This window comes from Shinella sp. 838 (genome assembly GCF_029623935.1).
Taxonomy (GTDB): Bacteria; Pseudomonadota; Alphaproteobacteria; order Rhizobiales; family Rhizobiaceae; genus Shinella.
In genome coordinates, this window is the sequence record NZ_JARSBQ010000002.1 from 260,054 (window position 1) to 283,226 (window position 23,173).

Annotated in this window: 25 protein-coding genes; 13 read left to right on the forward strand and 12 right to left on the reverse strand. The window is 66.5% G+C overall.

Features of this window, described 5'->3' with window-relative positions:
- Positions 1-32 precede the first annotated feature (32 nt).
- From P9A16_RS08875 to P9A16_RS08890, 4 genes are all read right to left on the reverse strand, one after another.
- Positions 33-965 (reverse strand): sensor domain-containing diguanylate cyclase, encoded by a 933-nt coding sequence (locus P9A16_RS08875; RefSeq protein WP_050743492.1) that lies wholly within the window; start codon positions 963-965, stop codon positions 33-35.
- Positions 966-1,122: 157 nt separating this feature from the next.
- On the reverse strand, positions 1,123-2,559 hold the full coding sequence (locus tag P9A16_RS08880) for an MFS transporter (protein ID WP_278025649.1): 1,437 nt from the start codon (positions 2,557-2,559) through the stop codon (positions 1,123-1,125).
- A 145-nt stretch (positions 2,560-2,704) separates the two neighbouring features.
- The gene (locus P9A16_RS08885) at positions 2,705-3,031 is read right to left on the reverse strand and encodes a hypothetical protein (RefSeq protein WP_023515726.1); all 327 of its coding nucleotides are present in this window, start codon (positions 3,029-3,031) and stop codon (positions 2,705-2,707) included.
- A gap of 136 nt (positions 3,032-3,167) precedes the next feature.
- On the reverse strand, positions 3,168-3,626 hold the full coding sequence (locus tag P9A16_RS08890) for a carboxymuconolactone decarboxylase family protein (protein WP_023515725.1): 459 nt from the start codon (positions 3,624-3,626) through the stop codon (positions 3,168-3,170).
- Between the two features lie 108 nt (positions 3,627-3,734).
- Here P9A16_RS08890 and P9A16_RS08895 point away from each other — a divergent pair, with 108 nt between their 5' ends.
- Positions 3,735-4,601 (forward strand): sigma-70 family RNA polymerase sigma factor, encoded by an 867-nt coding sequence (locus P9A16_RS08895; protein WP_024271216.1) that lies wholly within the window; start codon positions 3,735-3,737, stop codon positions 4,599-4,601.
- A gap of 23 nt (positions 4,602-4,624) precedes the next feature.
- Here P9A16_RS08895 and P9A16_RS08900 read toward each other — a convergent pair whose 3' ends face one another.
- Complete coding sequence (locus tag P9A16_RS08900; RefSeq protein WP_023514997.1) at positions 4,625-5,362, reverse strand: DUF3750 domain-containing protein; 738 nt, start codon at positions 5,360-5,362, stop codon at positions 4,625-4,627.
- Between the two features lie 83 nt (positions 5,363-5,445).
- On the opposite strand from P9A16_RS08900, the gene P9A16_RS08905 reads away from it, so the two are divergent.
- Positions 5,446-6,453 (forward strand): asparaginase, encoded by a 1,008-nt coding sequence (locus P9A16_RS08905; RefSeq protein ID WP_024271215.1) that lies wholly within the window; start codon positions 5,446-5,448, stop codon positions 6,451-6,453.
- Here P9A16_RS08905 and P9A16_RS08910 read toward each other — a convergent pair whose 3' ends face one another.
- Positions 6,454-7,209, reverse strand: coding sequence for a DeoR/GlpR family DNA-binding transcription regulator (locus P9A16_RS08910; RefSeq protein ID WP_023514999.1), 756 nt, complete (start codon positions 7,207-7,209; stop codon positions 6,454-6,456).
- A gap of 99 nt (positions 7,210-7,308) precedes the next feature.
- On the opposite strand from P9A16_RS08910, the gene P9A16_RS08915 reads away from it, so the two are divergent.
- Positions 7,309-7,674: a hypothetical protein gene (locus P9A16_RS08915; protein ID WP_023515000.1), complete on the forward strand. Its 366-nt coding sequence runs from the start codon at positions 7,309-7,311 to the stop codon at positions 7,672-7,674.
- 107 nt (positions 7,675-7,781) lie between these two features.
- A complete protein-coding gene (locus P9A16_RS08920) occupies positions 7,782-8,177 on the forward strand; it encodes a VOC family protein (RefSeq protein WP_023515001.1) in 396 nt (131 codons plus the stop codon).
- Positions 8,178-8,414: 237 nt separating this feature from the next.
- On the opposite strand, the gene P9A16_RS08925 is transcribed toward P9A16_RS08920, so the two are convergent.
- Together P9A16_RS08925 and P9A16_RS08930 are read right to left on the reverse strand one after the other, a co-directional pair.
- A complete protein-coding gene (locus P9A16_RS08925; protein ID WP_023515002.1) occupies positions 8,415-8,762 on the reverse strand; it encodes an MmcQ/YjbR family DNA-binding protein in 348 nt (115 codons plus the stop codon).
- Between the two features lie 55 nt (positions 8,763-8,817).
- Positions 8,818-9,012: a hypothetical protein gene (locus tag P9A16_RS08930; protein WP_023515003.1), complete on the reverse strand. Its 195-nt coding sequence runs from the start codon at positions 9,010-9,012 to the stop codon at positions 8,818-8,820.
- Between the two features lie 103 nt (positions 9,013-9,115).
- Between P9A16_RS08930 and P9A16_RS08935 the strand changes: the two genes are divergently transcribed.
- Positions 9,116-10,057 (forward strand): LysR substrate-binding domain-containing protein, encoded by a 942-nt coding sequence (locus P9A16_RS08935; protein WP_024271214.1) that lies wholly within the window; start codon positions 9,116-9,118, stop codon positions 10,055-10,057.
- Here the strand turns inward: P9A16_RS08935 and P9A16_RS08940 are convergent.
- Positions 10,017-10,676 carry a glutathione S-transferase family protein gene (locus tag P9A16_RS08940; RefSeq protein ID WP_023511891.1) on the reverse strand — a complete coding sequence of 220 codons (660 nt, stop codon included), beginning with the start codon at positions 10,674-10,676 and terminating at the stop codon, positions 10,017-10,019. The genes P9A16_RS08935 and P9A16_RS08940 overlap by 41 nt on opposite strands.
- Positions 10,677-10,946: 270 nt before the next feature.
- Here P9A16_RS08940 and P9A16_RS08945 point away from each other — a divergent pair, with 270 nt between their 5' ends.
- From P9A16_RS08945 to P9A16_RS08960, 4 genes are all read left to right on the forward strand, one after another.
- Positions 10,947-11,318, forward strand: a complete 372-nt coding sequence (locus P9A16_RS08945; RefSeq protein ID WP_051758763.1) for a hypothetical protein — start codon at positions 10,947-10,949, stop codon at positions 11,316-11,318.
- A gap of 72 nt (positions 11,319-11,390) precedes the next feature.
- Entirely contained in the window at positions 11,391-12,770 is a 1,380-nt protein-coding gene (locus tag P9A16_RS08950) for a PepSY-associated TM helix domain-containing protein (protein ID WP_037408663.1), read from the forward strand.
- A gap of 26 nt (positions 12,771-12,796) precedes the next feature.
- Positions 12,797-13,294 carry a copper chaperone PCu(A)C gene (locus tag P9A16_RS08955; RefSeq protein ID WP_023511888.1) on the forward strand — a complete coding sequence of 166 codons (498 nt, stop codon included), beginning with the start codon at positions 12,797-12,799 and terminating at the stop codon, positions 13,292-13,294.
- Entirely contained in the window at positions 13,294-13,548 is a 255-nt protein-coding gene (locus P9A16_RS08960; RefSeq protein ID WP_023515331.1) for a hypothetical protein, read from the forward strand. Before P9A16_RS08955 ends, P9A16_RS08960 begins: the two co-directional genes overlap by 1 nt.
- A gap of 110 nt (positions 13,549-13,658) precedes the next feature.
- On the opposite strand, the gene P9A16_RS08965 is transcribed toward P9A16_RS08960, so the two are convergent.
- On the reverse strand, positions 13,659-15,026 hold the full coding sequence (locus P9A16_RS08965) for a TIGR03808 family TAT-translocated repetitive protein (RefSeq protein ID WP_023515330.1): 1,368 nt from the start codon (positions 15,024-15,026) through the stop codon (positions 13,659-13,661).
- A 234-nt stretch (positions 15,027-15,260) separates the two neighbouring features.
- On the opposite strand from P9A16_RS08965, the gene P9A16_RS08970 reads away from it, so the two are divergent.
- On the forward strand, positions 15,261-17,561 hold the full coding sequence (locus tag P9A16_RS08970) for an EAL domain-containing protein (protein WP_278025650.1): 2,301 nt from the start codon (positions 15,261-15,263) through the stop codon (positions 17,559-17,561).
- Between the two features lie 105 nt (positions 17,562-17,666).
- Here P9A16_RS08970 and P9A16_RS08975 read toward each other — a convergent pair whose 3' ends face one another.
- Complete coding sequence (locus tag P9A16_RS08975) at positions 17,667-18,764, reverse strand: GGDEF domain-containing protein (RefSeq protein ID WP_024271213.1); 1,098 nt, start codon at positions 18,762-18,764, stop codon at positions 17,667-17,669.
- 158 nt (positions 18,765-18,922) lie between these two features.
- On the opposite strand from P9A16_RS08975, the gene P9A16_RS08980 reads away from it, so the two are divergent.
- The 3 genes from P9A16_RS08980 to P9A16_RS08990 all read left to right on the forward strand — a co-directional run bounded on the left by P9A16_RS08980 (position 18,923) and on the right by P9A16_RS08990 (position 22,135).
- Positions 18,923-19,369 (forward strand): MarR family winged helix-turn-helix transcriptional regulator, encoded by a 447-nt coding sequence (locus tag P9A16_RS08980; RefSeq protein ID WP_024271212.1) that lies wholly within the window; start codon positions 18,923-18,925, stop codon positions 19,367-19,369.
- 89 nt (positions 19,370-19,458) lie between these two features.
- Positions 19,459-20,469, forward strand: a complete 1,011-nt coding sequence (locus P9A16_RS08985) for a ligase-associated DNA damage response exonuclease (RefSeq protein WP_037407979.1) — start codon at positions 19,459-19,461, stop codon at positions 20,467-20,469.
- 40 nt (positions 20,470-20,509) lie between these two features.
- Positions 20,510-22,135: a cisplatin damage response ATP-dependent DNA ligase gene (locus tag P9A16_RS08990; protein ID WP_023515074.1), complete on the forward strand. Its 1,626-nt coding sequence runs from the start codon at positions 20,510-20,512 to the stop codon at positions 22,133-22,135.
- Here the strand turns inward: P9A16_RS08990 and P9A16_RS08995 are convergent.
- Complete coding sequence (locus P9A16_RS08995) at positions 22,132-23,091, reverse strand: glutathione S-transferase family protein (protein WP_023515073.1); 960 nt, start codon at positions 23,089-23,091, stop codon at positions 22,132-22,134. The two genes, P9A16_RS08990 and P9A16_RS08995, sit on opposite strands and share 4 nt — an antisense overlap.
- Positions 23,092-23,173 lie beyond the last annotated feature (82 nt).

Below are 23,173 nucleotides of genomic sequence, written 5' to 3' on the forward strand. Positions count from 1 at the left end.
GCCGAAGCGGCGCCGCCTCGGCGCGGGGCGGCTCAAGGCGCCTGCTCGATGCGGTCGCGGCCGAGGCGCTTGGCGCTGTAGAGTGCGCGGTCGGCCCGCTCGAACAGGTCCTCCACCGCATTGCCGCAGAATTCCGCGACGCCCGCCGACATGGTGTAGGCGCAGCCGGGGCCGGCACGGTCTTCTGCCCGCGCCACATGGCAGCGAAGGCGCTCCATGGCGTGCATCGCCTCGCCAAGACCGGCGCCCGGCATCAGCATGAGGAATTCCTCCCCGCCGATCCGGGCGAAGAGATCGCCGGCGCGCGATTGCTGCCGTCCCGCCGCGGCAAAATGCCGGAGCACCTCGTCACCCCGGGCATGGCCATAGCGGTCGTTGATCGCCTTGAAATGATCGAGGTCGATAAGCGCGAGCGAGAGCCGCGCACCGTCGCGAAAGGCGATCCGCATTTCCGCGTCCAGCCTAGCCATCGCCGCGCGGCGGTTGAGGAGGCCCGTCAGCGGGTCCGTGTCGGCGGCAAGCTGCGCCGCGTCGCGGGCGATCTGCAGCATGCGCTCGTTGGATTTGAGCATGGTGATGTCGGTGAAGACGCTCCACAGCCAGCCGTCGCCCAAAAGCGTCTCGTTCACCAGGAACCAGCGGTCGTCACCGATGTCGATCTCGAAGGCGCGCTGCGGGCGGCTGCGCCGCTTGGCATGGGCCATGTCCAGGAAGGCATCGATCGGTCCGCTCATCCGTGGGCCGACACCGTTGGCATGGCAGTGGCGCATGATGTCGGCAAAGGTGCGGGCGCCCGGCTGTACGTCGAAAAGCGCGCGAAAGACCATCGAGGCATAGGAAAGCTCGTCCTCCGGTGAAAACAGCGCGAAGGCGACGCCGGACGCGTCGAGCCCGGACAGTATGAGATCCGTTGTGGCCCGGTCCCGGATGAGGGCGAGCGGCAGGATCGCATCGACATGCGTCATGCCGCTCCCGCCCGGCCACCTGTGCCCGTCGTTGCGTTTCACCCGCCGTTTCCTTCTCGTGACCGAATCGTCGGGTGTCACACCGGACGATCGCCATTGTTTGTGGCAGAAGGTGGCGGGGTCGCAACGAAGACCCTCGGTTTCCGTTAACAAATCCTCAACCCGCCGCCGTGCCCTTTGCGGCGGGAAGGCGGAGGGCGAGGAGGATGCCCACGGCAGCCGGCAGGGCGAGCAGCGCATAGAGCCAGCGCGCCGCCGTCAACGCCCCGTCCACGCCGCCGGGGTGCACGAGGCCCGTGGAATTGACGATGACGCCGGCAAGCGCCGCGCCGAAGGCGGCCCCCAGCGCCTGCATGGTGGTGATCGCCGCCGAGGCCATGTCCGTCTCGCCGGGCGGCGCAAGATGCAGAACGAGGGTGACGAGATGCGCCCAGCCCATGCCGATGCCGAACCCCATGAGGAAGATGAAGACGGTGGCGATCGTGAGCAGCACGAGACCGCTTGCCGGATTGTGCCGGGCGAGCGCGACGACGAGGAGGACGGTCGCCAGCGTCTCGATCAGCGCGCCCGCGACGATCACCCGGTTGGCGCGGCGCCCCTTGAGGCCGGCGGTGGCGAAGGCTGCGATGGTCCAGCCCAGCGCCAGCAGCGCCACGAGATAGCCGGAGACGAGCGGGCTCACGCCATGCAGCACCTGCAGGAAGTAGGGAATGTAGATATCCGAGCAGATCGTCACCAGCAGCAAGAGCATGATGAGGTAGACGCGGGCGAGCGGCGAGCCGAGGCTGATCGTGCCCGCCGGCAGCAGCCGTCCCTCGGCCCGGCGCTCGATCGCGACCGTCGCCAGCACCGCAAGCACGGCGGCCGCCGCAAAGGCGCCGCGCAGCACCGGCGCCGCCACGGAACTGGCGAAGGACAGCACCACCACGGCGGCAACGAGCAGTGCGATCTGCAGGAACGGCGTCTTCGTCGTTACGCGCTCGCCTTCGCCCGACGGCAGCAGCCGCGGCGCGGCGACGGTCATCAGCACCGAGAGCGGCACGAGCAGCGCGAAGGCCTCGCGCCAGGCGCTGCCGGCGGCGAAGATGCCGCCGATCGTCGGGCCGAGGAAGGTGGCGATGCCCCAGGCCGCGGCATAGAGCGTCGAAGCCGTGCTCCACAGCGGTTCGGGATAGACATGGCGGATGAAGGCATAGCCGAGCGCCACGAGGAAGCCCGCGCCGAGCCCCTGGACCGCCCGGCCGGCAAGCACCGTCTCCATGGTCGGCGCGACGGCGCAGACGAGGCTGCCGATGCCGAAGAGCAGCGCGCCGGCCCTGTAGCAATGGTTGAGCGTCACCCTTTCCGGCCGCACGGCGACGAAGGTGGAGCCGAGCACGGAAGCCGCCACATAGATCGTCGTCGCCCAGGCGAAGAGCGAAAGGCCGCCGATATCGCGCACGATCGAGGGCATCAGCGTGGCGGTGATATAGGTCTCCACCGCATGCAGCATGATGCCGCCGCCGAGCATCAGCGTGCTGAACAGATAGGCGCGGGAGAACAGGCTGGAAAGCCGCGGTGCGGCATCCTTCGGGATCGTGACACTGTCGGACATGGATAGGCCTTGCGAATTCGAGGCCGAAGACCTCGCATGGGGCACACGGCAGTTCAAGCCGTGACTTTTGGGTGAAAGAGGAGCGGTCAGGCGCGGGGCGTGGCCGATGCCGATGAAAAGCTGCTCGGTAGAAGCGGAGGCAGACCTACATCAGATGCCCGGTCCACCAGCCGCGATCACTGGACACCCTGATCAGCACCATGATCACGGTCGCGATGATGCCGCCGATGAACAGCGCCGTCGCGTGCCGGACATAGGCCGGAGACCCCGCCGTGGCGGCCGGCACCATGGGCTTCAGGATGAAAAGCGCGATCATCACGAGAATGTCGAAGATGACCGAGACGAGGGGCCATGGCGGCAGGGCAAATTCGGTGCCCGGGATGAACACCCTCCACAGGCAGCGCAGGATCAGGAAGCCGGCAACAACCGCAAGAGCGATCGCTGCTCTGGATTGGGAACCTTGCTCGGCCATGCGTCGCTCGCCCCTGAAAGATTGGCGGGTATGAAAGCATGGCCTTGCAGAAACGGCAATCGCGGCGGTGGCCTTCGTCGGCCCTTCCCGGGTCGGGGAAGGGCCGACGCGCAGGTGAGGCAGGCTTCGCCGGGGCTTACGGGTTCCATTCCCCTGCCACCTGCCGCGTCGCGACATTGAAGCGGTTCCACACGTTGATCGCCGCGATCTCGACGACCAGCGCGGCGAGCATCTTTTCGTCATAGTGCCGGGCAGCCTCGTTCCAGATCGTATCCGGCACCGGCTCCTCGCGGTCGGCGATGCGCGTCAGAGCCTCGGTCAGCGCCAGAGCGGCCCGTTCCGCGTCCGTGTAGAACGGCGCCTCGCGCCAGGCGGCGACGGAGAGGATGCGCCGGTCGCTCTCGCCGGCCTTCTTCATGATGCGCGGGTGCAGATCGACGCAGAAGCCGCAGCCGTTGATCTGGCTGGCGCGCAGATGCACGAGATGGGCGGTCTTTTCCGGCAGTTCCGTCTTCTGGGCAGCGCCCTGCAGCGCCTGCATGGCCTTCATGACGTCGGGCAGCACGGTAACGATATTGGTCATACGGGATTGCATTTCATCACTCCTTGATTTGTTTTCAGCATCGACGGCAGCGAGCCCTGTCACACCGGTGCGGCTTCGTTCGTCATGGCCATGACGCCGCTGGACGAAGGAGTGTGACCGATGCGCGAAAAAAGTTTCTGGACCGACCGTTTCGAGGCCGAGCGCGGGCGCCTGCGCGCCGTTGCGCTGCGCATGCTGGGCTCGCAGGGCGAGGCCGAGGATGCGGTGCAGGAGGCCTGGCTGCGGCTGGAGCGGGCGGGCGGCGGCGAGATCGACAATCTCGGCGGCTGGCTGACCACCGTCGTCGGCCGCATCTGCCTCGACATGCTGCGCGCCCGCGCCCGGCGGCGCGAGGAGCCGATCGACGGCAAGGACGGCGCGGTCCAGCACGCAGATCCCGGCGCGGCGGCCGACGAGCAGGCGGCGCTTGCCGATTCGGTCGGCCTTGCGCTCCTCGTCGTGCTGGAGCGCCTTGCGCCGGCCGAACGCCTCGCCTTCGTGCTGCACGACATGTTCGACGTGCCCTTCGAGGAGATCGGCCGCATCGTCGACCGCTCGCCCGTCGCCGCCCGCCAGCTCGCCAGCCGCGCCCGCCGCCGCGTGCAGGGCCTGCCGGAAACCCCGTCCGCCGATTACGACCGTCGGAAAAACGTCGTCGCGGCCTTCCTCGCCGCCTCGCGCGACGGTGATTTTTCCGGCCTGCTCGCCGTGCTCGATCCCGACGTCGTCTTCCATGCGGACGCCGATGCCGTCCGGCTCGGCTCGCTTGCGGAAATGCACGGCGCCCAGGCCGTGGCGACCAACTTCAAGGGCAAGGCGAAGGCGGCAAGGCTCGCGCTCATCGACGGCCAGCTCGGCCTCGCCGTCATTCTCGGCGGCGCGCTCAAGCTCGTCGTGCTCATGAAGGTGGAGGGCGATCACATCATCGCAATCGATTCCATTGCCGATCCCGCGCGCGTTGCGGCTTGCGAGGTGGCGTATCTGTAAAGGGGGGATTCGGGCGGACGGCGCTACACGCCGATGCGTCCGATCGCCGGGATCTTGATCGCCGGGCGGTAGAAATCCACGCCGGCGACGAGGCCCATGATGTGCAGCTCCAGCCCGGAGCGCAGGCCGGCGGAGATGCCGACGAGGCCGTAGAGCGTCGCATGCACGTCCTTGCCGTCGGGATCGATCGCGAAGATCCTGCCCTCCGGCAGGTAGTCGCGCCCGACCGCGTCCGGCGGCAGCACCACGCCGAGTTCCGGCACCGAGCGCAGCACATGCGCGACGAAGGTGTTGGAGTTCGGCCCCGGCCAGATGCGATAGCCACCGGGTTTGGAGTAGGGGTAGGCCGCGATGGCCTTCTCGATCTTCGGGATCAGCCGCGCCGCCTCCTCGCCGCTGACGCTGACCACCACGCGGGGCGTGTTGGAGTACCAGAAGGCGTCCGGCGCATAGCCGTTCTTGCGCACCGGCGTGCCCCAGCCGACCTTGTCGTAGCGGTTGTAGCTTCCGGCGTTCGCCTCCTTGGTGACGATCCAGGCGTGGCTCGCCACCGCGCCCTTGAGGCCGCCCGTCGCGGCGGAGAAGATGTGGATCGTCGCCTGTGGCGTGTCTTCGGCCCCGGGCAGGATGCCGGCGGATTTCCAGTTCGCCTCCCGCCAGTTCTGCGGCCGGTCCTTGATGTACCAGTAGCCCGCCGAGGCGAGCGCCGGCATGAGGTAGATCACGAGGAAGAGGACAAGGACATTCCTCAACAGTTTCATGCGCGGCACCTCCGAAATCGCGTGTGCGGACCCAGGTTTTCGGATAATACCGCACCGGAAACCGGAAATTTGAGGGCATGAACATGGCAAACCCCGTCCTTGTCGAAGTCACCCGCGGCAATCTCGTCGAAAGCCGCCATCGCGGCATGGTCGTCGCGGTCGACGGCGATGGCAAGGTGGTGTTTTCGCAGGGCGATATCGAGGCCGGCGTCTTCCCGCGTTCGGCCTGCAAGGCCATGCAAGGGCTGCCGCTCGTCGAAAGCGGCGCGGCGGACGCCTACGGCTTCGGCAACAGGGAACTGGCGCTCGCCTGTTCCTCGCACAGCGGCGAGCCGGAGCATGCAAGCCTTGCCGGTGCCATGCTGGCCGCCGCTGGCGTCGACGAGAGCGTCCTGGAATGCGGCGCCCACTGGTCCTTCGAGCAGCCGGTGCTGATCGGCCAGGCGCGCGGCCTCGAGCGGCCGAGTGCGCTCCACAACAACTGCTCTGGTAAACATGCCGGCTTCGTCTGCGCCGCCTGCCACACCGGCAAGGACCTCAAGGGCTATGTGCGCTACGAGCACCCGGTCCAGGCGGAGATCCGCGGCGTCATGGAAAGCCTGACGGGCGCTGCGCTCGCGACCGACAATTGCGGCGTCGACGGCTGCTCCATCCCCACCTATGCCATGCCGCTGAAGAGCCTCGCGCACGGTTTTGCCAAGATGGCGACCGGCACCGGCCTTGCCCCTGAGCGCGCGAAGGCCGCGCGCCGGCTGATGGAGGCGTGTATGGCCGAGCCCTTCTACGTCGCCGGCACCAAGCGGGCCTGCACGCGGCTGATGAAGACGGCTCCCGGCCGCATCTTCGCCAAGACCGGCGCCGAGGGCGTCTTCTGCGCGGCCATCCCGGAAAAGGGCATCGCCATCGCCCTCAAATGTGAGGACGGCACGACCCGCGCCGCCGAAAGCATGGTCGCCGCCACGCTCGCCCGCTTCTTCGCCGACGAGCCCGCCCTCCACGCCGCTCTGATGGCCGAAGCCAACCGCTCCATGTCGAACTGGAACGGCGTTCATGTCGGCGACGTCCGCGTCACGGACGCTTTCGCGGCCTGATCAGGCGTCGATGATCTCCATCCCCGCTTCCCGGTAGGGGGCAAGCGTCTCCGGCGGCAGGCCGGGTGGGAGGAGGAGGCCGGTGGCGGCGGCGAGCGGCAGGATCTTCCAGGGCGAGGCGCAGCCGAGTTTTTCGCGCGTCAGCAGGACCCAGGTCGCTGCGGCGTTCTCGGCGATGGTGCGTTTGGTGGCGGCTTCCTCCATGTCGCCGGTGGTGAAGCCGTGCGTCGGATGGGCGGCCGTCACGCCCATGAAGTAGAGATCCGCCTTCAGGCCGCGTATCGCCTCCAGCGCCATGGCGCCGGTCGACACCATCGAATGTCTGTAGAGCCTGCCGCCGATCAGCACGATCTCGGCGGTCGGGTGGCGCTCGAGCTCGCAGGCGATCGTCGGACTGTGCGTCACCACCGTGAAGGCGAAATTGCGCGGCAGCAGGCGGGCAAGCGCCGCCGTCGTCGTGCCGCCATCGAGGAAGATCACCTGGCCGGGCTCGATCATCGCCGCCGCGCGCGCGCCGAGCGCGGTCTTCTCGTCCGTCGCCACCGCCTGTCGCGCCGAAAAATCCGGCAGCGGTGGAGCGAGCGGCAGCGCGCCGCCATGCACGCGCTTGAGTAGGCCGTCCGCCGCCATTTCCCGAAGATCCCGCCGGATCGTGTCCTCCGACAGGTCGAGTTCCGCGGCGAGCGTCTTTGCGACGATCTCGCCGTCGCGGTCGAGACGCTGGGCGATCAGCGTCTTTCTCTGGCTGGTCAGCATATCTGTGCTCCATCTTGACTCTGCACGAAATTACACGAATAATCATGAAATATCCAGAAAATTCCGGATATTTCATGCATCAATGGTAAGGAGTAAGACATGCTGATCCTGATTGCCGGCCCCTATCGTTCGGGCACCGGAGACGATCCCGTGAAGATGACGGAGAACCTGAAGCGGCTGGAGGCGCCGTCCTATGCGCTGTTCAAGGCGGGCCATGTGCCGATGATCGGCGAATGGGTGGCGCTGCCCGTCTGGCATGCGGCCGGGGGCGAGACGGTGGGCGACGCATTGCACGAGGAGATTTTCTACCCGACGGCGCACCGCCTGCTCGAACTCTGCGAGGGCGTGCTGCGCCTTCCGGGGGACTCCAAGGGGGCGGACAACGACGTGCGCATCGCCCGCGAGCGCGGCATTCCGGTCTGGCACCGGCTGGAGGACGTGCCGGGCTGCGCGGCGGCTGCATAATTTTTGCAGGTCCCTGTCGGGAAGGGGCGCGGTGATCCGTCCTTGTGGCATAACGGGCGATCCGCCGCCGGCGGCGCCCGCGACATGGCAAACCAAGGAGAACGTTCATGCGCATGATCTTCGTCAACCTGCTCGTCAAGGACCTGCCCGCGACCCGCCGTTTCTTCGGCGCCCTCGGCTTTTCCTTCAATGAGGCCTACAGCGACGAAACCGCCGCCTGCATGGTGGTGGACGACAACATCTTTGTCATGCACCTGACGGAGCCGAAGTTCGCCCAGTTCGTCACGGGCAAGGTCGGCGATCCCGAGGAGGCGACGCAGGTGCTGACCTGCCTTTCCGCCGCGAGCCGTCAGGAGGTCGACGACATCAAGGCGAAAGCGCTCGCCGCTGGCGGGCGCGAATGGAAGCCGAACATCGAGTTCGGCCCGATGTACGGCTGCTCCTTCCAGGATCCGAACGGCAATGTCTGGGAGTTCATGCACATGGACCAGTCGGGCGGCTGAGGGCGGGCGAGGGACTGCGCGGAGACTGGCGTCCCGCACCTCATCCGCCTGCCGGCACCTTCTCCCCACAAGCGGGGAGAAGGAACGGGCGGAAATGTCTGGGAAATTGGCGCCGTTTCGGGAAAGCGGTGCGGCAACTCCTTCTCCCCGCCTGCGGGGAGAAGGTCGCGGCAGCGGGATGAGGGGCCTTTTTCACTCGATGAGACCGCGCATCCCCGGCGATTGCTCCGTAAGATCCTACGCCAACAGCTTGCGCAGCCGCGCAGGCGCCTTGAGGCGCCAGGCCTCGGTCATCCGCTGCCGCAGTTCCGCATCGTCGATCGCGGCGGCGTGCAGGAGGAGGGCCGGCCAACCATTGTAGTGGTCCGTTTCATAGTAGATTTCGGGCGCCATCTCGATCAGGCGCTCCTTCTCGTCCATCGGCGCCATCAAGACCAAGGTCTCGGCATCCTTGATGCGCAGGAAGAGTTTTCCCGCCACCTTGAGTGCGGGCGTGCCGTAGGATGTGCCCGTCTCGGCGCCCGGCAGGCCTGTTGCGAGGCGCTGGAGCCGCGCCAGGAGCGCTTCGATCGTGTCTTCAGGCATGTGCCATCCTCCCCGGCCAGGATAGACCGGACCGGGGGGAACGGCGAGGGGAGGATCAGAGTGGCCGGGTGCAGGCCTCGGCCCGCAGGGCCGGGGTACGGAAGAGCCCGAAGGGCAGGTCGCCGAGCGCGCGCGAATCCATCGCCTCGATCTCGGGATGGGACAGCGGGTCGCGCAGCCAGACGGGCGCCTCCGCAGCATCGGCCTCGGCACGCAGTGCTTCTGCGGCTCTGGAGAAAATCTTGAACATTGCCTTCTCCTTGTGGTTCGTTACCATGGATGATGGCTGACAATCGCGCTGAAAGGCCGTTCCCGCAATCGAGCAGTTCAGGATGAGGATATAGAAAAGCTATATGAGAAACCTCAATCGCGTGCATCTCAACGGCCTGCGGGCGCTGGAAGCGGTGGGTCGGCTCGGCTCGCTGCAGGCGGCGGCGGAAGAGCTCGGCGTAACGGTGGGCGCGGTGAGCCAGCAGATCATCAAGGCGGAGGACCAGCTCGGCCGGGCGATCTTCGACCGCACCGCGCGCGGCCTGCAGCAGACCGCCTTCGGCACGCCGTTCCTCGCGCGGCTTTCGGCAGGTTTCGGCCAGCTTTCCGAGGCGGTCGCCACCACCCAGCGCCGCGACGATGCGATCCTGACGATTTCGGTCGCGCCGATCTTCGCCTCGCGCTGGCTCATCCACCGCATCGACCGTTTCGCCGCCGCCCATCCCGATATCAGCCTGCGCATCGAGGCCTCGACGACGCTGGTCGATCTGGCGCGCTCCGATGTCGACCTCTGCATCCGTGTCGGCCCGGGCACCTGGCCGGATGTGGCGGCGGAATTCCTGGTGCCGCAGGTCGTCTTCCCGGTCTGCGCGCCGGCGCTGGCGGAGGGGATCCGGACGCCACAGGACCTGTCGGAGCAACCGGCCGTGGTCGACGGCAACGACGCCTTCACCTGGGAGCGCTGGCTGGCGCTTGCCGGGTTCGCCGTGCCGCCGCCCAAGGCGCGGCATGTCTTTTCCGATGCCTCGCTCTGCCTCGATGCGGCGCTGGCAGGGCAGGGCGTGCTGCTGGCCTATCCGGTACTGGCCTCCTGGGCACTGAAGGAGGGGCGGCTCGTCGCACCGTTCCCCATCCGGGTGGAAACCGGCATGGGCTATTATTTCGTGACGGCGCCGGGCGTGCCGGAGCCGCGCAAGGTTTCGCTGTTCAAGCGCTGGCTGCGCGCGGCGCTCGCCGAGGACGAGGACGGCTTTGCCGGCGCGGTCATTCCGGCTCGGCGAGCCGCGTCGCTATCATCGCCTTGAAGGCCGGGCGCGCCTGGCAGGCCGCAAGCCAGGCCTTGACGTTCGGTGCCGCGTCGAAGAGCTGCTCCTGGCTCATCGCATAGCGGAAGACCTCCGCAAGGTTGAGGTCGGCGACGGTGAAGCGGTCTCCGACGACATGGCCGGTGGCGGCAAGATGGGCATTCAGCCGCCTGAAACAGGTTCTCAGCGCCCGCGCGGCGCCGCGGATGGCAAGACGGCCTTCCTCGCTCTCGGCGGACTTGCTGTTGTTCAGCATGATGATCTTCACGGCATGTGGCTCGACCTCGGTTGCCGCCCACATCGTCCATTGCAGCATGTCCGCCTCTTCGGTGATCGTCTGGCCGGAGAGCGGGCCGCCATGCTTGCGGGCGAGGTAGAGGTTGATCGCTAGCGATTCCATCATGACGAAGCCATCGTCGTCGATGCAGGGAATGAGGCCGGTCGGATTGACGGTGAGAAACGCCGGCGACTGGGTGTTGAGCGGGGCGTCGGCCGCCTGCGGGTCGTCGAGCCGGTAGGCCTGGATGACCGGCACGCTTTCGAAGGGAAGGCCGAGTTCGCCGGCAAGCCAGTAGTTGCGCGAGGCGCGCGAGCGGTAGACGCCGTAGATGGTGAGCATGGATCCTCCCTGGGATGCCCGGCTTGGTGCGGGCTTGCGTCAGAACAAAGAACCCGGACGATCTCTCGCGCTAGATGAAAGACGAAACGGCCCGGGCCGTGCCGCACCATAGGCGGCGGTTCGGGGAAGCGGTAGAGCGCCGGCCTGATCGATCCATGAATTGTCGTGATGGTGCCGGGCCTGCTTTGTCGCATTGACCTTCCGCCGGCCTGGGGCTAAGGGCGAAGGGTCCGTGCGGATCGCGGATGGGGACGACCGATGACACGATGCATGACACGCTGGGCCGCTTGCCTGCGCATTCTCTGCGCAGTTGCCCTGCTGTTCGTCGGTTTCGCCCACCAGCCGGCCTCGGCCACCCAGCCGAGCGCGCTGGAGCTCACCCAGTACGTTCTTCCCGACGGCACCCTGCCGGACATCTGCCTCAACGACATGGTCGACGGCAAGGTCAAGCATGTGACGCCGGTGAAGTGCGAGGCCTGCCGCATCGGCAGTGCCATGCTGATACCGGCGCCGGCCGATCTTGACGGCGCCGTGTTTGTCTTCCGCCGTGTCGCGGCGCTCCCCCTCATCGAGGAGGCGTTGCGCCCGCGGCGCGAGCGTCCCGGCGCGCCGCCCCGTGCGCCTCCCTTCCTGTCCGCCTGATCGTTGCGCCCGCACGCCGGTTTACCGCCGTGTGCCGAAACTCCAGCCTGACAGGACCCTTGCATGTCCGTGATTTCCGATGCGCCGGCCGTTGCCGCCGCTGAACCCTCCGCGCTCGCGCAGCGCCTCTACCGCGCCATCTGGCGATGGCACTTCTTCGCCGGCCTTCTCGCCGTGCCCTTCATGATCAGCCTTGCCATCACCGGCGGGCTCTACCTCTTCAACGACGAGATCGACGCCAGCCTGTTCCGCTACCGCAATTATGTCGCGGTCGGCGGCACGGAGCTGCCGCCCTCGGCCATCGTGGAAAAGGCCGTCACCGCCGTGCCCGGCGCGGCGCTCTCCTCCTACCGCACGCCGGCCGGCACGGACCGCTCGGCCCGCGTGACCGTCTCCACCGAGGCCGGCAAGGTGCTGGTCTTCGTCAATCCCTATGACGGTGCCGTTCTGGATACGGTCGGCGCCAAGGAGGAGTTCAACCAGGTCGTCGAGGACCTGCACAGCCTCGATTACTTCGGCACCTCCTGGGAACGCATCATCGAGGTCGTCGCCGGGTTTGCCGTGGTGCTCGTCCTGACCGGGGTCTATCTCTGGTGGCCGCGCAACCAGACGGGCGGCGTGCTCAGCGTGCGCGGCACGCCGGCCCGGCGCGTCTTCTGGCGCGACCTGCATGCCGTCACCGGCATCTTCGCCGCCGTGCTCATCCTGTTCCTGGCCTTCAGCGGCCTGCTGTGGACCGGTTTCTGGGGCAGTAAGGTCAACGGTTATCTCACGGCGAACGGCATGGGCTATCCGGTCGAGCTGTGGGACCGGGTGCCGCATTCCATGCTGGTCACCACGGATGTGCTGCCGAAGACCGCCTGGCTCCTGGAAAACGCGCCGGTGCCGACTTCCACGCCGCCGGGCGAGGGGCAGGTGGCACTGCCCGCCATCGGCCTCGACAATGCTGTATCGATCGCCAACGCCGCCGGCATGCTGCCCGGCTACGACCTCTCGCCGCCCTCGGGCGAGACCGGTGTCTACACTGCGGCGATCTATCCGGCCGACCTGCAATACGAGCGTACGCTGCACATCGACCAGTATACCGGCGAACGCCTCGTCGATACCGCCTATGCCGACTATCCGGCGACCGGCAAGCTGATCGAATGGGGCATCAACGTGCACAAGGGGCAGGAGTGGGGGCTGTTCAACCAGCTTCTCATGCTCTCCACCTGCCTCGTCGTCATCGCGATGAGCCTGTCGGGTGTCGTCATGTGGTGGAAGCGCCGGCCGAAGGGCCGCATCGGCGTGCCGCCCGGCCCGCGCGAGGGGCGCATCTATGCCGGCCTGTGGGCCATCGCCGCCGTCTTCGGCGTGCTCTTCCCGCTGACCGGCCTCACCATCCTCGCCATGATCCTCCTCGACCAGGTCGTCATCCGCTTCGTGCCGCCGCTGCGGCGCTTCTTTTCCTGAACCGAAAGCCAGAAAGGATTTTCTCCATGAAACGTATTTTTGCCTCCGTCGTCGCCCTGGCGCTCTCCGCCTCGGCCGTCTTCGCCCACGAGTTCACCCTCGGCAACCTGGAGATTGGCCATCCCGCCTCCAAGGCGACGCTGCCGGGCCAGCCCGTCGGCGGCGGTTTCATGACCATCACCAACAAGGGCACCGAGGCCGACCGCCTCGTCTCCGTCACCGCGCCTGACGTCTCCGACGACGTGCAGATCCACGAAATGGCCGTGGAGAACGACGTGATGAAGATGCGCCAGCTGCCCGACGGCATCGAGATCCCGGCCGGCGCCAAGGTCGAGCTGAAGTCCGGCGGCCTGCACGTCATGTTCATGCGCATCAAGCATCCCTTCAAGGAAGGCGAGACATTCAAGGCGACGCTGAATTTCGAGAAGGCCGGCAAGATCGACGTGGATTTCAAGATCGAGGCCGCCAAGCCGGGTGCCAAGCCGGCTGACGGCGCCGCTGCCAGCCATGAAGGCCACCAATAGTGGCTGCGGGTGAAGAGACGCGAGCGAGCGGGCGGCCGCTCGTCCTGCGGCTTGCCTATGCCTTCCCCGTTTTCGGGTGGATGCTGCGGGAAGCCGCCGAGGGCCCGGCGGTCGCCAAGACGCTGTTCGTCGTCAATTGCCTGCTGATCTGGATCCTCACGATCGCGATCTTCGGCTACCCCGCGATCATCCTGCCGGCGCTCGCCATGGTGCCGGTGATCTTCACGGTGTTGATCCTGATCACCAAGGGGTGACGGTGGCCACCAGGGGATGAGAGCGGATGAGGGGGCGATGCGGGTGCCCCCTCATCCACCATGGCGCCTCTCCGTTCGGGCAGGAAGGAGAGACGCGTTGCGGGACGGGGTCAGCCCGTCCGGTTCCGTTCGATCGTCAGATGCGCGAAGGTCGAGCCCTCGCTTGCAAGGTCTCCGGTGGTGCGCTCGTTCCAGCGGTAGCCGGCAATGGCGCCGTTCGGGGTATCCTCGAAGATGTTGCCGGAGATGAGGGCCGAGCCCGCTTCCTCCACGACCGTCACCGCGCAGCCGACCGGGCTCTGGCGCACCAGATTGCCGCTGACGACGAGGCCGCGCATATAGGGGCCCCAGCCGAGCATCAGCCCCCATTTCGGGGCATTCTCCACCGTGTTGCCGGAGACGACCGTATCGGCCTCCACGGCAATGCCGAAGCCGAAGCCGGCGCCGTCGTGGACATAGGGGCCTTCGAGCTTCAGGTTGCGCACCACGTTGCCGCTGACGGTGGCCAGCCGCCCGCCCTCGTCGAAATTGACGATGAGGATGCCGTTGGCGGCGCCGTCGATGAGGTTGCTGTTGACCAGTGCGCCCTCGAAGCCGAATTCGGAGTAGATCGCCGTCTCGCCGCTGTCGAGGCAGGTGTTGCCCGCTATCTGCACGTTGGAGCCGGCATTGGCGCGGATGGCGGAAAAGGCGCAGCCGGAAATGTGGTTGTTGCTGATCATCACCGCGTCGGCGCGGAAGATGTTGATGCCGTTGCCATATTGGCCGGTGCCGCCATGGGTGGCGGAGATCCGGGCGATGCGGTTGCCCGAGACGATCGTGCCGTCGCGGCCCTTCTCCCAGCGGTGGATGAGGATGCCGCCGTTGCCGCAGTCGAAGACGTGGTTGCCGGTGACCGAGAGGTCGCGGCTCTCGACGGCATAGAGCGCGTATTCGGCCGCGCCCGAAAGCCGGCTGCGCTCGACGCGCCCGCCGCAGCGCTGCAGGCTGACGGCGGTCTTGGAGGAGCCTTGGATCTCGCAGTTCTCGATGATCACATTGGCGACGTTGCTGAAATGCACGAGACCGTCCACCGTGTCGCCGAGCCAGCGGTTCGCCCCGTCGATAACGAGATTGGCAAGCTCGATCCGACCCGCGCCATCGGCCGCGAAGAGGTGGCCGTCGCCACCATAGACGATGCGGGTGGCGCCCGGTACGCCGGTGAGGCGGGTGTTGTCGGGCAGCGTGATGTTGGAGACGACATAGTCGCCCGGCGGCAGGAAGACCGGCGTGTTCTTCGCCGCCGCGTCCTTCAGCAGCCTGGCGAAGGCCTTGCTCTTGCGGTCGTCCGCCCCGGGACGGATGCCGTGCGCCGACGCATCGATGCTGCCCCTGAGGTCGACGTCGACGACCGGCAGCTGCGTGCGGGCGTGTGCCGGGGCGGCGATGCCTGCCGCGCCGAGACCGAGACCCGAGAGGAATAACCGTCTGCTAACCATGAAAGCTCCTTGCCGGCAAAGGAGCAGGAACCGTGCCAGGTGGTGTTGTGCCGAAACGGCACGGTAAGGATGCTGCGCGCCAGGGTTGCCGAAATGGGGCGGAAGGCCCCGGATTGGCAGCATTTCGCCGGTTTCCTTTAGGGTTGGATAACGACTCTAGGTGTACCGTCGGGCATTCCGAAAGGAGAGGCGGCCGGCAATGTCTTTCCTCGCGTTTGGGACTTGCAGGGATTCATGTCGACAAAACTGTCTCACCTTGGCAACGACGAGGCCGACCCGACGGTGCGGTTGATGTCCGCCAGCCAGCGTCTCATCAGCGAGGCGGCCCGGCTCTTCCCGCTCGCCTCCGCGCAGAGCGAGCGCACGATGTGGCTCGAGGCCATGATCGACGAGGTGCCCGACTACCTCTACTTCAAGGACAGAAACAGCCGCTTCGTCGTCGCCAACCGCGCGATCGTCATCGACAACCGGCGCGAGGGGCTGGAGAGCCTCGAAGGCCTCTCCGACTTCGATATCCATCCGGAACATGTCGCGCGCGGCTTCTTCGAGACCGAACAGGAGATCATCCGTTCCGGCCGGCCGATGCTCGACATGGAGGAGCTGATCCGCGATTCCACGGGCCGGCTCAAATGGCTGCTCACCTCGAAACTGCCCGTGCGCAACGGCGAGGGCGAGGTGATCGGCCTTGTCGGCGTCGCGCGGGACATCACCGAGCGCAAGCGCTCCGAGAGCCTGCATGTCGGTCAGGCACATCTTCTGAAGATGATCGCGCTCGGCGCGCCGCTGACCGAGGTCTTCTCTTCGCTCATCCTCCTCATCGAGGCGCATGTGCCCGATGTCCTCGGCTCCGTCCTGATGCTTGCGCATGACGGCAAGCGCATGCTGAGCGGCGCCGCGCCCAATCTCGATCCCGGCTATTGCAAGCTGATCGACGGCCTGGAGATCGGCCCGAAGGTCGGCTCCTGCGGCACGGCCATGTGGCGGGGCGAACCCGTCATCGTCTCCGACATCCAGACCGACCCGCTCTGGGAGGATTTCAAGGCGCTCGTTGCGCCCTACGGCTTCCGCGCCTGCTGGTCCTCGCCGATCCGCTCCTACCAGGGCAAGGTGCTCGGCTCCTTCGCGCTCTATTCGCGCAGCAGCGGCGAGCCCACTGCCGAATGCATGAAGCTCGTCGGCATGGCGACGCACATTGCCGGCATCGCCATCGAGCGCAAGGAAGCGGAAGACAGCATCCAGTTCATGGCCCATCACGACACGCTGACGGGCCTGCCGAACCGCAGCATGCTCGACGAGCGCGTCGCCTCGGCCATCGAGGCGGCGGACGAGCGCGGTGGCTCGATGACGCTCGCCTTCCTCGATCTCGACAATTTCAAGCTGGTCAATGACAGCCTCGGCCACCATGCCGGCGACGCGCTGCTGAAGATCGTCGCCGCGCGCATGCAGCAGTGCGTGCGGGCGAGCGACAGCATCGTGCGTCTCGGCGGCGACGAGTTCGTCGTGCTGATCAACGGTGCGATGCGCAAGGGCGAGCGCGTGGAGGACCGGCTGCGCGCCGTGCGCGAGGCGGTCGCCGAGCCCGTTCTCATCGAGGGCCGTTCCTTCAAGATCACCTGCAGCATGGGCGTTGCCGCCTATCCGGAGCACGGACGCAACGCGACCGAGCTGATGGCCCGCGCGGATGCCGCCATGTACCGCGCCAAGGAGATCGGCCGCGATGCCATGCAGGTCTTCACCGCCGAGCTTGCCAACCGGGCGCACGAGAAGCTGGAGCGCCAGGAGGAACTGCGCCACGCACTCGCCCAGGGCGAGCTCTTCCTGCAATACCAGCCGCAGATGGATCTTGCGACCGGGCGCATCTTCGCCGTCGAGGCGCTGATCCGCTGGCGCCATCCCGAGCGCGGGCTGATCGGCCCAGGTGATTTCATTCCGCTGGCCGAGGAGACCGGGCTGATCGGCCCGATCGGCGACTGGACCTTGCGCGCCGCCTGCCGGCAGAACAAGGCGTGGCAGGAAAGCGGCCTGCCGCCCATCGTCGTCAGCGTCAACGTCTCGGCCCGCCAGTTCCAGGAGAAGGACTGGGTCGAGCGCGTTGCCGCAGCCCTCGCCGAAAGCGGGCTGGAGGCGCGCTATCTGGAGCTGGAGCTCACCGAAAGCCTGATCATGCAGGATGTCCAGCAGGCGGTAGAGACCATGCACCGTCTCGAAAAGCTCGGCGTGCACCTGGCCATCGACGATTTCGGCACCGGCTATTCCAGCCTTTCCTCGCTGAAGCGCTTTCCCGTCGGCCGCCTGAAGATCGACCGCTCCTTCGTGCAGGACCTGCCCGACGACGGTGACGATGCCGCCATCGCCCGCGCCGTCATCTCGCTCGCCCATACGCTGCAGCTGCGGGTGATCGCCGAAGGCGTCGAGACGCGCGAACAGGTGGACTTCCTGCGCGACGCCGGCTGCGACGAGATCCAGGGCTATTACCTTTCCCGCCCCATCGACGCCCGCGCCCTCCAGGCGATCCTCTGTATTCCCAGTCTCTAGGGCAATTCCAGCAAAAGTGCGCAGCGGTTTTGCGCCCGGAATTGCGTTAAAACAAGGAGTTGGAGCGCCTTCGCGATTCAAGGAAAGGCGGCAACGCTCTCGCCTTCAGCCGGCGGCCTTGTAGCGCTCCTGCGCGGTCCGTTCCGGCGCTGCGCCCGCGCGCAGGTTCGCACCGGTCTTGTGCAGGTACATGCGCTGGTCGGCGTCCTTGATGAGCGCGTCCTCGCTCATATATTCCTGCGTGCCGGTTTCCGACACGCCGATGCTGATCGAGAAATCCGGGTTTTCCAGCGAGAACTCGCTGGCGATGCGCTGGGCGATCTGCTGAGCGCCGGCATGGTCGCAATCGGGCAGGATCACGCAGAATTCGTCGCCGCCGACCCGGCAGGCGAAATCCGCCGAGCGCACCTGGTTGCTCATGCAGTGGCCGAGCGAGATGAGGATCTCGTCGCCCTTGGCATGGCCGTAGGTATCGTTGATGTGCTTGAACTTGTTGACGTCGATATAGATGAGGCTGAGCAGCGTGTGGCGGCGCTGGGCCATGCGCAGCTCGCTCTTCATGATCTTCATCATGCCGCGCTTGTTGTAGAGGCCGGTCAGCGAGTCCCGTTCGGCGTGGTTGCCGAGCGTCTTGGCCTTTTCTTCCAGCGCATAGGCATAGGCCTCGGTGCGCTTCTTGGCGCTTTCGACCTCGCTTACCAGCGTGTCGATATAGGTGTCGAAGACGAGCGTGATGTCGAAGAAGAACAACTTGTCGATCGCGACCATGATCGGGCGCAGGATCGCCGGATCGGCGAAATGCCGTTCGAGGGTGGAGAACAGGATGTGCTTGAGCGTGCGCACGCCGGACAGGAAAAGTTTCGGCTCGACGCCGATGCGCTTGTGCACCAGGCCGATGCGCAGGCGGCTGTTGACATATTCGCCGTCGTAGTAACCGGAGAACATCTCGATGATGTATTTGCGCTGGGCCGCGCGCAGCCGGCGCATCGTCTCGGAATCGCCGATGACGATGGAGATCTCGTCAAATTCCGTCTGGTGCCGGTAGAAGGCCTCGACGATGTCCTCGATCTCGCTTTCGATCAGTTTCTTCAGGCTGGCGATGAGGTCCAGCTCGTCCTGGCTGAGGTCGAGCAGCTGCATGCGATGAAAGATTTCGATCTCGTTGATGCGCATCTGCTCGAGAAGCGTCTTGTCTGTCATCATGGGGGCGGAATCCTCGCTGCCGGCGACTGGTGCACGAAGTATGAATTTTCTTGTTAAACAAAGTCTAAAAATGACGATTGTCAGGCTTTCGCAGGCGGGATTTCTTCGTTGGCCGAATGGGCCTTGACATTGTTATGTTGACATCAACAGTAAGGGGCATGTCCGACGATGTCCTGATTCCCTATGAGACAACCCTTTTCGTGCGCGACAATTGCCTGTGCCTGCATGCCCAGCGCGCGGCGCGGGCGCTGGCCCGGCGGTTCGACGACGCCCTGCGCCCCTATGGTCTTACCAACGGCCAGTTCTCGCTGCTGATGGCGCTGAACCGGCCGGAACCGCCGCCGATGGGCCCGGTCGCCGCCGTGCTGGCCATGGACCGCACGACGCTGACGGCCGCGCTGAAGCCGCTCGAGCGTCGCGGCCTCGTCGTCATCGAGGCCGATCCGCGCGACCGGCGCGGTCGGCTGCTGCGCCTGACGGGTGAGGGGCGCCGGCTGCTGACGAAGGCCTTCCCGGTCTGGAAGGAAACGCACGAGAAGATCGACCGCCAGCTTTCGGACGTCGACATGGCGGTGCTGCGCGCCGGCATGCTGGCGATCGCCTGAGCGGACGCACAGGGCGAGAGCCTCGGTTTGCGGCCCGCCGCGCGCGCCTGCCACTGGCGGCGCGCGCGAAACCCACTATCTTCTCCCAGATGAAGCCCGACCAGCTCCTCCATCCGGCGCCCGCCGGCCTCTATTGCCCTGCCGGCGATTTCTACATCGATCCCGTCCGCCCCGTGGCGAGGGCGCTGATCACGCATGGCCATTCCGACCATGCCCGCGCCGGCCATGGCGCGGTGCTGGCGACGCGCGAGACGCTCGACATCATGGAAATCCGTTACGGCGCGGATTTCTGCGGCACGAGGCAGGCGGCGGCCTTCGGCGAGCGCATCGACCTTTCCGGCGTCACCGTCTCCTTCCATCCTGCCGGCCATGTGCTCGGCTCGGCGCAGATTGCCGTCGAACGGAACGGGCTGCGCATCGTCGCGTCGGGCGATTACAAACGCGGCGCCGACCCGACCTCGACCCCTTACGAGCCGGTGCCTTGCGATGTCTTCATCACCGAGGCGACCTTCGGCCTGCCGGTCTTCCACCATCCCGAGCCGAAGGGCGAGATGGGCAAGCTGCTGTCCTCGCTGCGGCAGTTCCCCGAGCGCAGCCATCTCCTCGGCGCTTATTCGCTGGGCAAGGCGCAGCGCGTCATTCGCCTGCTGCGTGATTGTGGCTATGACGCACCGATCTACATCCACGGTTCGCTCGCCCGCCTTTGCGATTATTATGTCAGCTGCGGCATCGCGCTCGGCGATCTGCGTCCCGCCACGACGGAGGGCAGCAGCCCCGCCGATTTCCGCGGCGCCGTCGTCGTCGGCCCGCCTTCCGCCTTCGCCGACCGCTGGGCGCGGCGCTTCAACGAGCCGCTCGTCGCCTTCGCCTCCGGCTGGATGATGGTGCGCCAGCGGGCAAAACAGGGCGGCGTCGAGCTGCCGCTCGTCATCTCCGACCATTGCGACTGGCCTGAATTGACCGAGACGATCCGCGAGCTTGCGCCGCGCGAGGTCTGGGTGACGCATGGCCGTGAGGAGGCACTGGTGCGCTGGTGCGAACTCGCTGGCGTCCCGGCCCGGCCGCTGCATCTCGTCGGCTATGAGGATGAGGGGGATTGAGGCTGAAACGCACCCGCTGCCATCGCGCGAAAGGTCATCCATGAGAGCCTTCGCCACACTCCTCGACCGCCTCGTTCTCACCCCGTCGCGGGGCGGCAAGCTCACGCTGCTTGCCGACTACTTCCGCGATACGCCCGATCCCGATCGCGGCTACGGCCTTGCCGCCCTTGCCGGCACGCTGGACCTGAAAAGCGTCAAGCCGGCGCTCCTGCGCGAACTCGTGCTGGAGCGGATGGATGAGGTGCTCTTCCGCTATTCCTACGACTATGTCGGCGACCTCGCGGAAACCATCGCGCTCGTCTGGGACCAGGAGCGCAAGGAGCGGGTGCCGGACGAAACACAGCCCCGGCTCGGTACGGTCGTCGCGCGCATGAACGGGCTCGGCCGCACGGAGGTACGCGGCGCCGTGCGCGATCTTCTCGATCGGCTCGATCCCTCCGCCCGCTTCGCCTTCCTGAAGCTGGCGACCGGCGGCCTGCGCATCGGCGTCTCCGCCCGCCTCGCCAAGCAGGCGCTCGCCGATTTCTCGGGCAAGGATGTCGCCGAGATCGAGACGCTGTGGCACGGGCTTGCGCCGCCCTATGAGCCGCTCTTCGCCTGGCTGGAGGGAAGGGCGGAGCGCCCGGTGCTCGCAACGCCCGCCATCTTCCATTCCGTCATGCTCGCCAATCCCGTGGGCGAGGGGGACCTCGACACGCTCGATCCCGCGGATTTTGCCGCCGAGTGGAAATGGGACGGCATTCGCGTGCAACTCTCCGCGGCCGGCAGCACGCGCCGCCTCTATTCCCGCTCCGGCGACGATATCTCCGCCGCCTTTCCCGATGTGCTCGACGCGATCAACTTCGAGGGCGTGGTGGATGGCGAGCTGCTGGTCGGCGGCACGGCGCGCACGAACAGCCCGACGCGCACCTTTTCCGACCTCCAGCAGCGCCTCAACCGGAAAACCGTCACCGCGCGCATGCTGGAAGACTATCCCGCCTTCGTGCGGGCCTATGACGTGCTCTTCGACGGCGACGGGGATGTGCGTCCCGAAGGCTTTTCCGCTCGCCGCGCCCGCCTCGGCGCGATCATCGAAAGGGCGCCGCACGACCGGTTCGACCTCTCGCCGCTGGTCCCGTTCACCTCCTGGGAGGAACTGGAGAAAATCCGCCGCGATCCGCCCGATCCGGTCATCGAAGGGGTGATGCTCAAGCGGCTCGACAGCGCCTATCAGGCCGGCCGCATGAAGGGTCCGTGGTTCAAGTGGAAGCGCGATCCCTTCAACATCGACGCCGTCATGATGTATGCCCAGCGCGGCCACGGCAAACGGTCGAGCTACTATTCCGATTTCACCTTCGGCGTCTGGACCGATGGTCCGGAAGGCCCCATGCTGGTTCCCGTCGGCAAGGCCTATTTCGGCTTCACCGATGCCGAGCTCGACGTGCTCGACCGTTATGTGCGCAACAACACGACAGACCGCTTCGGCCCCGTGCGCGCCGTCCGGGCCGAGCCCGGCTACGGCTTCGTGCTGGAGGTCGCCTTCGAAGGCATCAACCGTTCCACCCGCCACAAATCCGGCGTCGCCATGCGCTTCCCCCGCATCGCCCGCCTGCGACAGGACAAGCTGCCCGCCGACGCCGACCGGCTGGAGACGCTGATGGCGATGGTGGAGGCGAAGGAGGCTTAAAGCCCCAGTGCCGAAAGATCCGGTCCGAGCGGCACGATGCCGCTCGGGTTCAGCGTCTTGATCGAATAATAGCCGTGCTTGATGTGGTCGATGCTGACCGTCTCGCGCACGCCGGGGAGGTCGAGCACGCGCTTCGTATAGGCCGAGAGCGCCGGATAGTCGGCAAGCTGCCGGCGGTTGCACTTGAAGAGGCCGAAATAGGCGGCGTCGAAGCGGATGAGGGTGACGAAGAGGCGGGTGTCGGCCTCGGTGAAGGTCGTGCCGGTGAGGAACGGCCCGCCGGCGGCAAGGCGTGCCTCCAATTCGTCCAGCATCGAAAAGACGCCGTCGAAGGCCTCCTCGTAGGCGGCCTGCGTGGTGGCGAAGCCGGCGCGGTAGACGCCGTTGTTGAGCGCGGGATAGATGCGTTCGTTGAGCGTGTCGATCTCGCCGCGCAGGGCTTCGGGATAAAGGTCGACGCTTTCGTCCGCCAGCGCGCCGAAACCGCTGTTCAGCATGCGTATGATGTCGGCGGATTCGTTGTTGACGATCGTTTTCGATGCCTTGTCCCAGAGCACCGGCACGGTGGCGCGGCCGGTAAAGGTCGGCGCGGCGCGGGTGTAGAGCTCGTGCATGTAGGTCGCGCCGTTGAGGTCGTCGCGGTTCGCGCCGGGATAGTCGCCGAAGCGCCAGCCCTGGGCGGACAGCGCCGGCTCGACGACCGAGACGGAAATCACGTCGTCGAGCTTCTTCAGCTTGCGGGTGATCAGCGTGCGCGAGGCCCACGGGCAGATCAGCGCGACATAGAGCTGGTAGCGCCCGGCCTCGGCCGCAAAGCCGCCGTCGCCCGTCGGGCCGGCGCTGCCGTCGGGCGTCACCCAGTTGCGGAAGCTTGAAACCTGCCGCACGAAGCCGCCCTTGGCGTCCTTTGCCTGGACGGGTTGCCAGTCTTCCGTCCATTTGCCGTTGACAAGCATCGTGCCACCCTCGTTTCGGTTGAAGTTGCCATCCGGGATAGTCCGCGCGCGCGAAAACGGCAATTCGTCCGGTGATTGACAC

What these genes read in the sequence shown, in the direction of transcription:
- P9A16_RS08970 (WP_278025650.1), top strand. Translation starts at nt 15,261, where the DNA reads ATGTCGACAAAACTGTCTCACCTTGGCAACGACGAGGCCGACCCGACG.
- P9A16_RS08945 (WP_051758763.1), top strand. Translation starts at nt 10,947, where the DNA reads ATGACACGCTGGGCCGCTTGCCTGCGCATTCTCTGCGCAGTTGCCCTG.
- P9A16_RS08910 (WP_023514999.1), bottom strand. Translation starts at nt 7,209, where the DNA reads ATGCTGACCAGCCAGAGAAAGACGCTGATCGCCCAGCGTCTCGACCGC.
- P9A16_RS08880 (WP_278025649.1), bottom strand. Translation starts at nt 2,559, where the DNA reads ATGTCCGACAGTGTCACGATCCCGAAGGATGCCGCACCGCGGCTTTCC.
- P9A16_RS08930 (WP_023515003.1), bottom strand. Translation starts at nt 9,012, where the DNA reads ATGTTCAAGATTTTCTCCAGAGCCGCAGAAGCACTGCGTGCCGAGGCC.
- P9A16_RS08985 (WP_037407979.1), top strand. Translation starts at nt 19,459, where the DNA reads ATGAAGCCCGACCAGCTCCTCCATCCGGCGCCCGCCGGCCTCTATTGC.
- P9A16_RS08915 (WP_023515000.1), top strand. Translation starts at nt 7,309, where the DNA reads ATGCTGATCCTGATTGCCGGCCCCTATCGTTCGGGCACCGGAGACGAT.
- P9A16_RS08995 (WP_023515073.1), bottom strand. Translation starts at nt 23,091, where the DNA reads ATGCTTGTCAACGGCAAATGGACGGAAGACTGGCAACCCGTCCAGGCA.
- P9A16_RS08965 (WP_023515330.1), bottom strand. Translation starts at nt 15,026, where the DNA reads ATGGTTAGCAGACGGTTATTCCTCTCGGGTCTCGGTCTCGGCGCGGCA.
- P9A16_RS08885 (WP_023515726.1), bottom strand. Translation starts at nt 3,031, where the DNA reads ATGGCCGAGCAAGGTTCCCAATCCAGAGCAGCGATCGCTCTTGCGGTT.
- P9A16_RS08940 (WP_023511891.1), bottom strand. Translation starts at nt 10,676, where the DNA reads ATGCTCACCATCTACGGCGTCTACCGCTCGCGCGCCTCGCGCAACTAC.
- P9A16_RS08955 (WP_023511888.1), top strand. Translation starts at nt 12,797, where the DNA reads ATGAAACGTATTTTTGCCTCCGTCGTCGCCCTGGCGCTCTCCGCCTCG.
- P9A16_RS08920 (WP_023515001.1), top strand. Translation starts at nt 7,782, where the DNA reads ATGCGCATGATCTTCGTCAACCTGCTCGTCAAGGACCTGCCCGCGACC.
- P9A16_RS08900 (WP_023514997.1), bottom strand. Translation starts at nt 5,362, where the DNA reads ATGAAACTGTTGAGGAATGTCCTTGTCCTCTTCCTCGTGATCTACCTC.
- P9A16_RS08980 (WP_024271212.1), top strand. Translation starts at nt 18,923, where the DNA reads ATGTCCGACGATGTCCTGATTCCCTATGAGACAACCCTTTTCGTGCGC.
- P9A16_RS08905 (WP_024271215.1), top strand. Translation starts at nt 5,446, where the DNA reads ATGGCAAACCCCGTCCTTGTCGAAGTCACCCGCGGCAATCTCGTCGAA.
- P9A16_RS08875 (WP_050743492.1), bottom strand. Translation starts at nt 965, where the DNA reads ATGACGCATGTCGATGCGATCCTGCCGCTCGCCCTCATCCGGGACCGG.
- P9A16_RS08890 (WP_023515725.1), bottom strand. Translation starts at nt 3,626, where the DNA reads ATGCAATCCCGTATGACCAATATCGTTACCGTGCTGCCCGACGTCATG.
- P9A16_RS08895 (WP_024271216.1), top strand. Translation starts at nt 3,735, where the DNA reads ATGCGCGAAAAAAGTTTCTGGACCGACCGTTTCGAGGCCGAGCGCGGG.
- P9A16_RS08925 (WP_023515002.1), bottom strand. Translation starts at nt 8,762, where the DNA reads ATGCCTGAAGACACGATCGAAGCGCTCCTGGCGCGGCTCCAGCGCCTC.
- P9A16_RS08990 (WP_023515074.1), top strand. Translation starts at nt 20,510, where the DNA reads ATGAGAGCCTTCGCCACACTCCTCGACCGCCTCGTTCTCACCCCGTCG.
- P9A16_RS08975 (WP_024271213.1), bottom strand. Translation starts at nt 18,764, where the DNA reads ATGATGACAGACAAGACGCTTCTCGAGCAGATGCGCATCAACGAGATC.
- P9A16_RS08935 (WP_024271214.1), top strand. Translation starts at nt 9,116, where the DNA reads ATGAGAAACCTCAATCGCGTGCATCTCAACGGCCTGCGGGCGCTGGAA.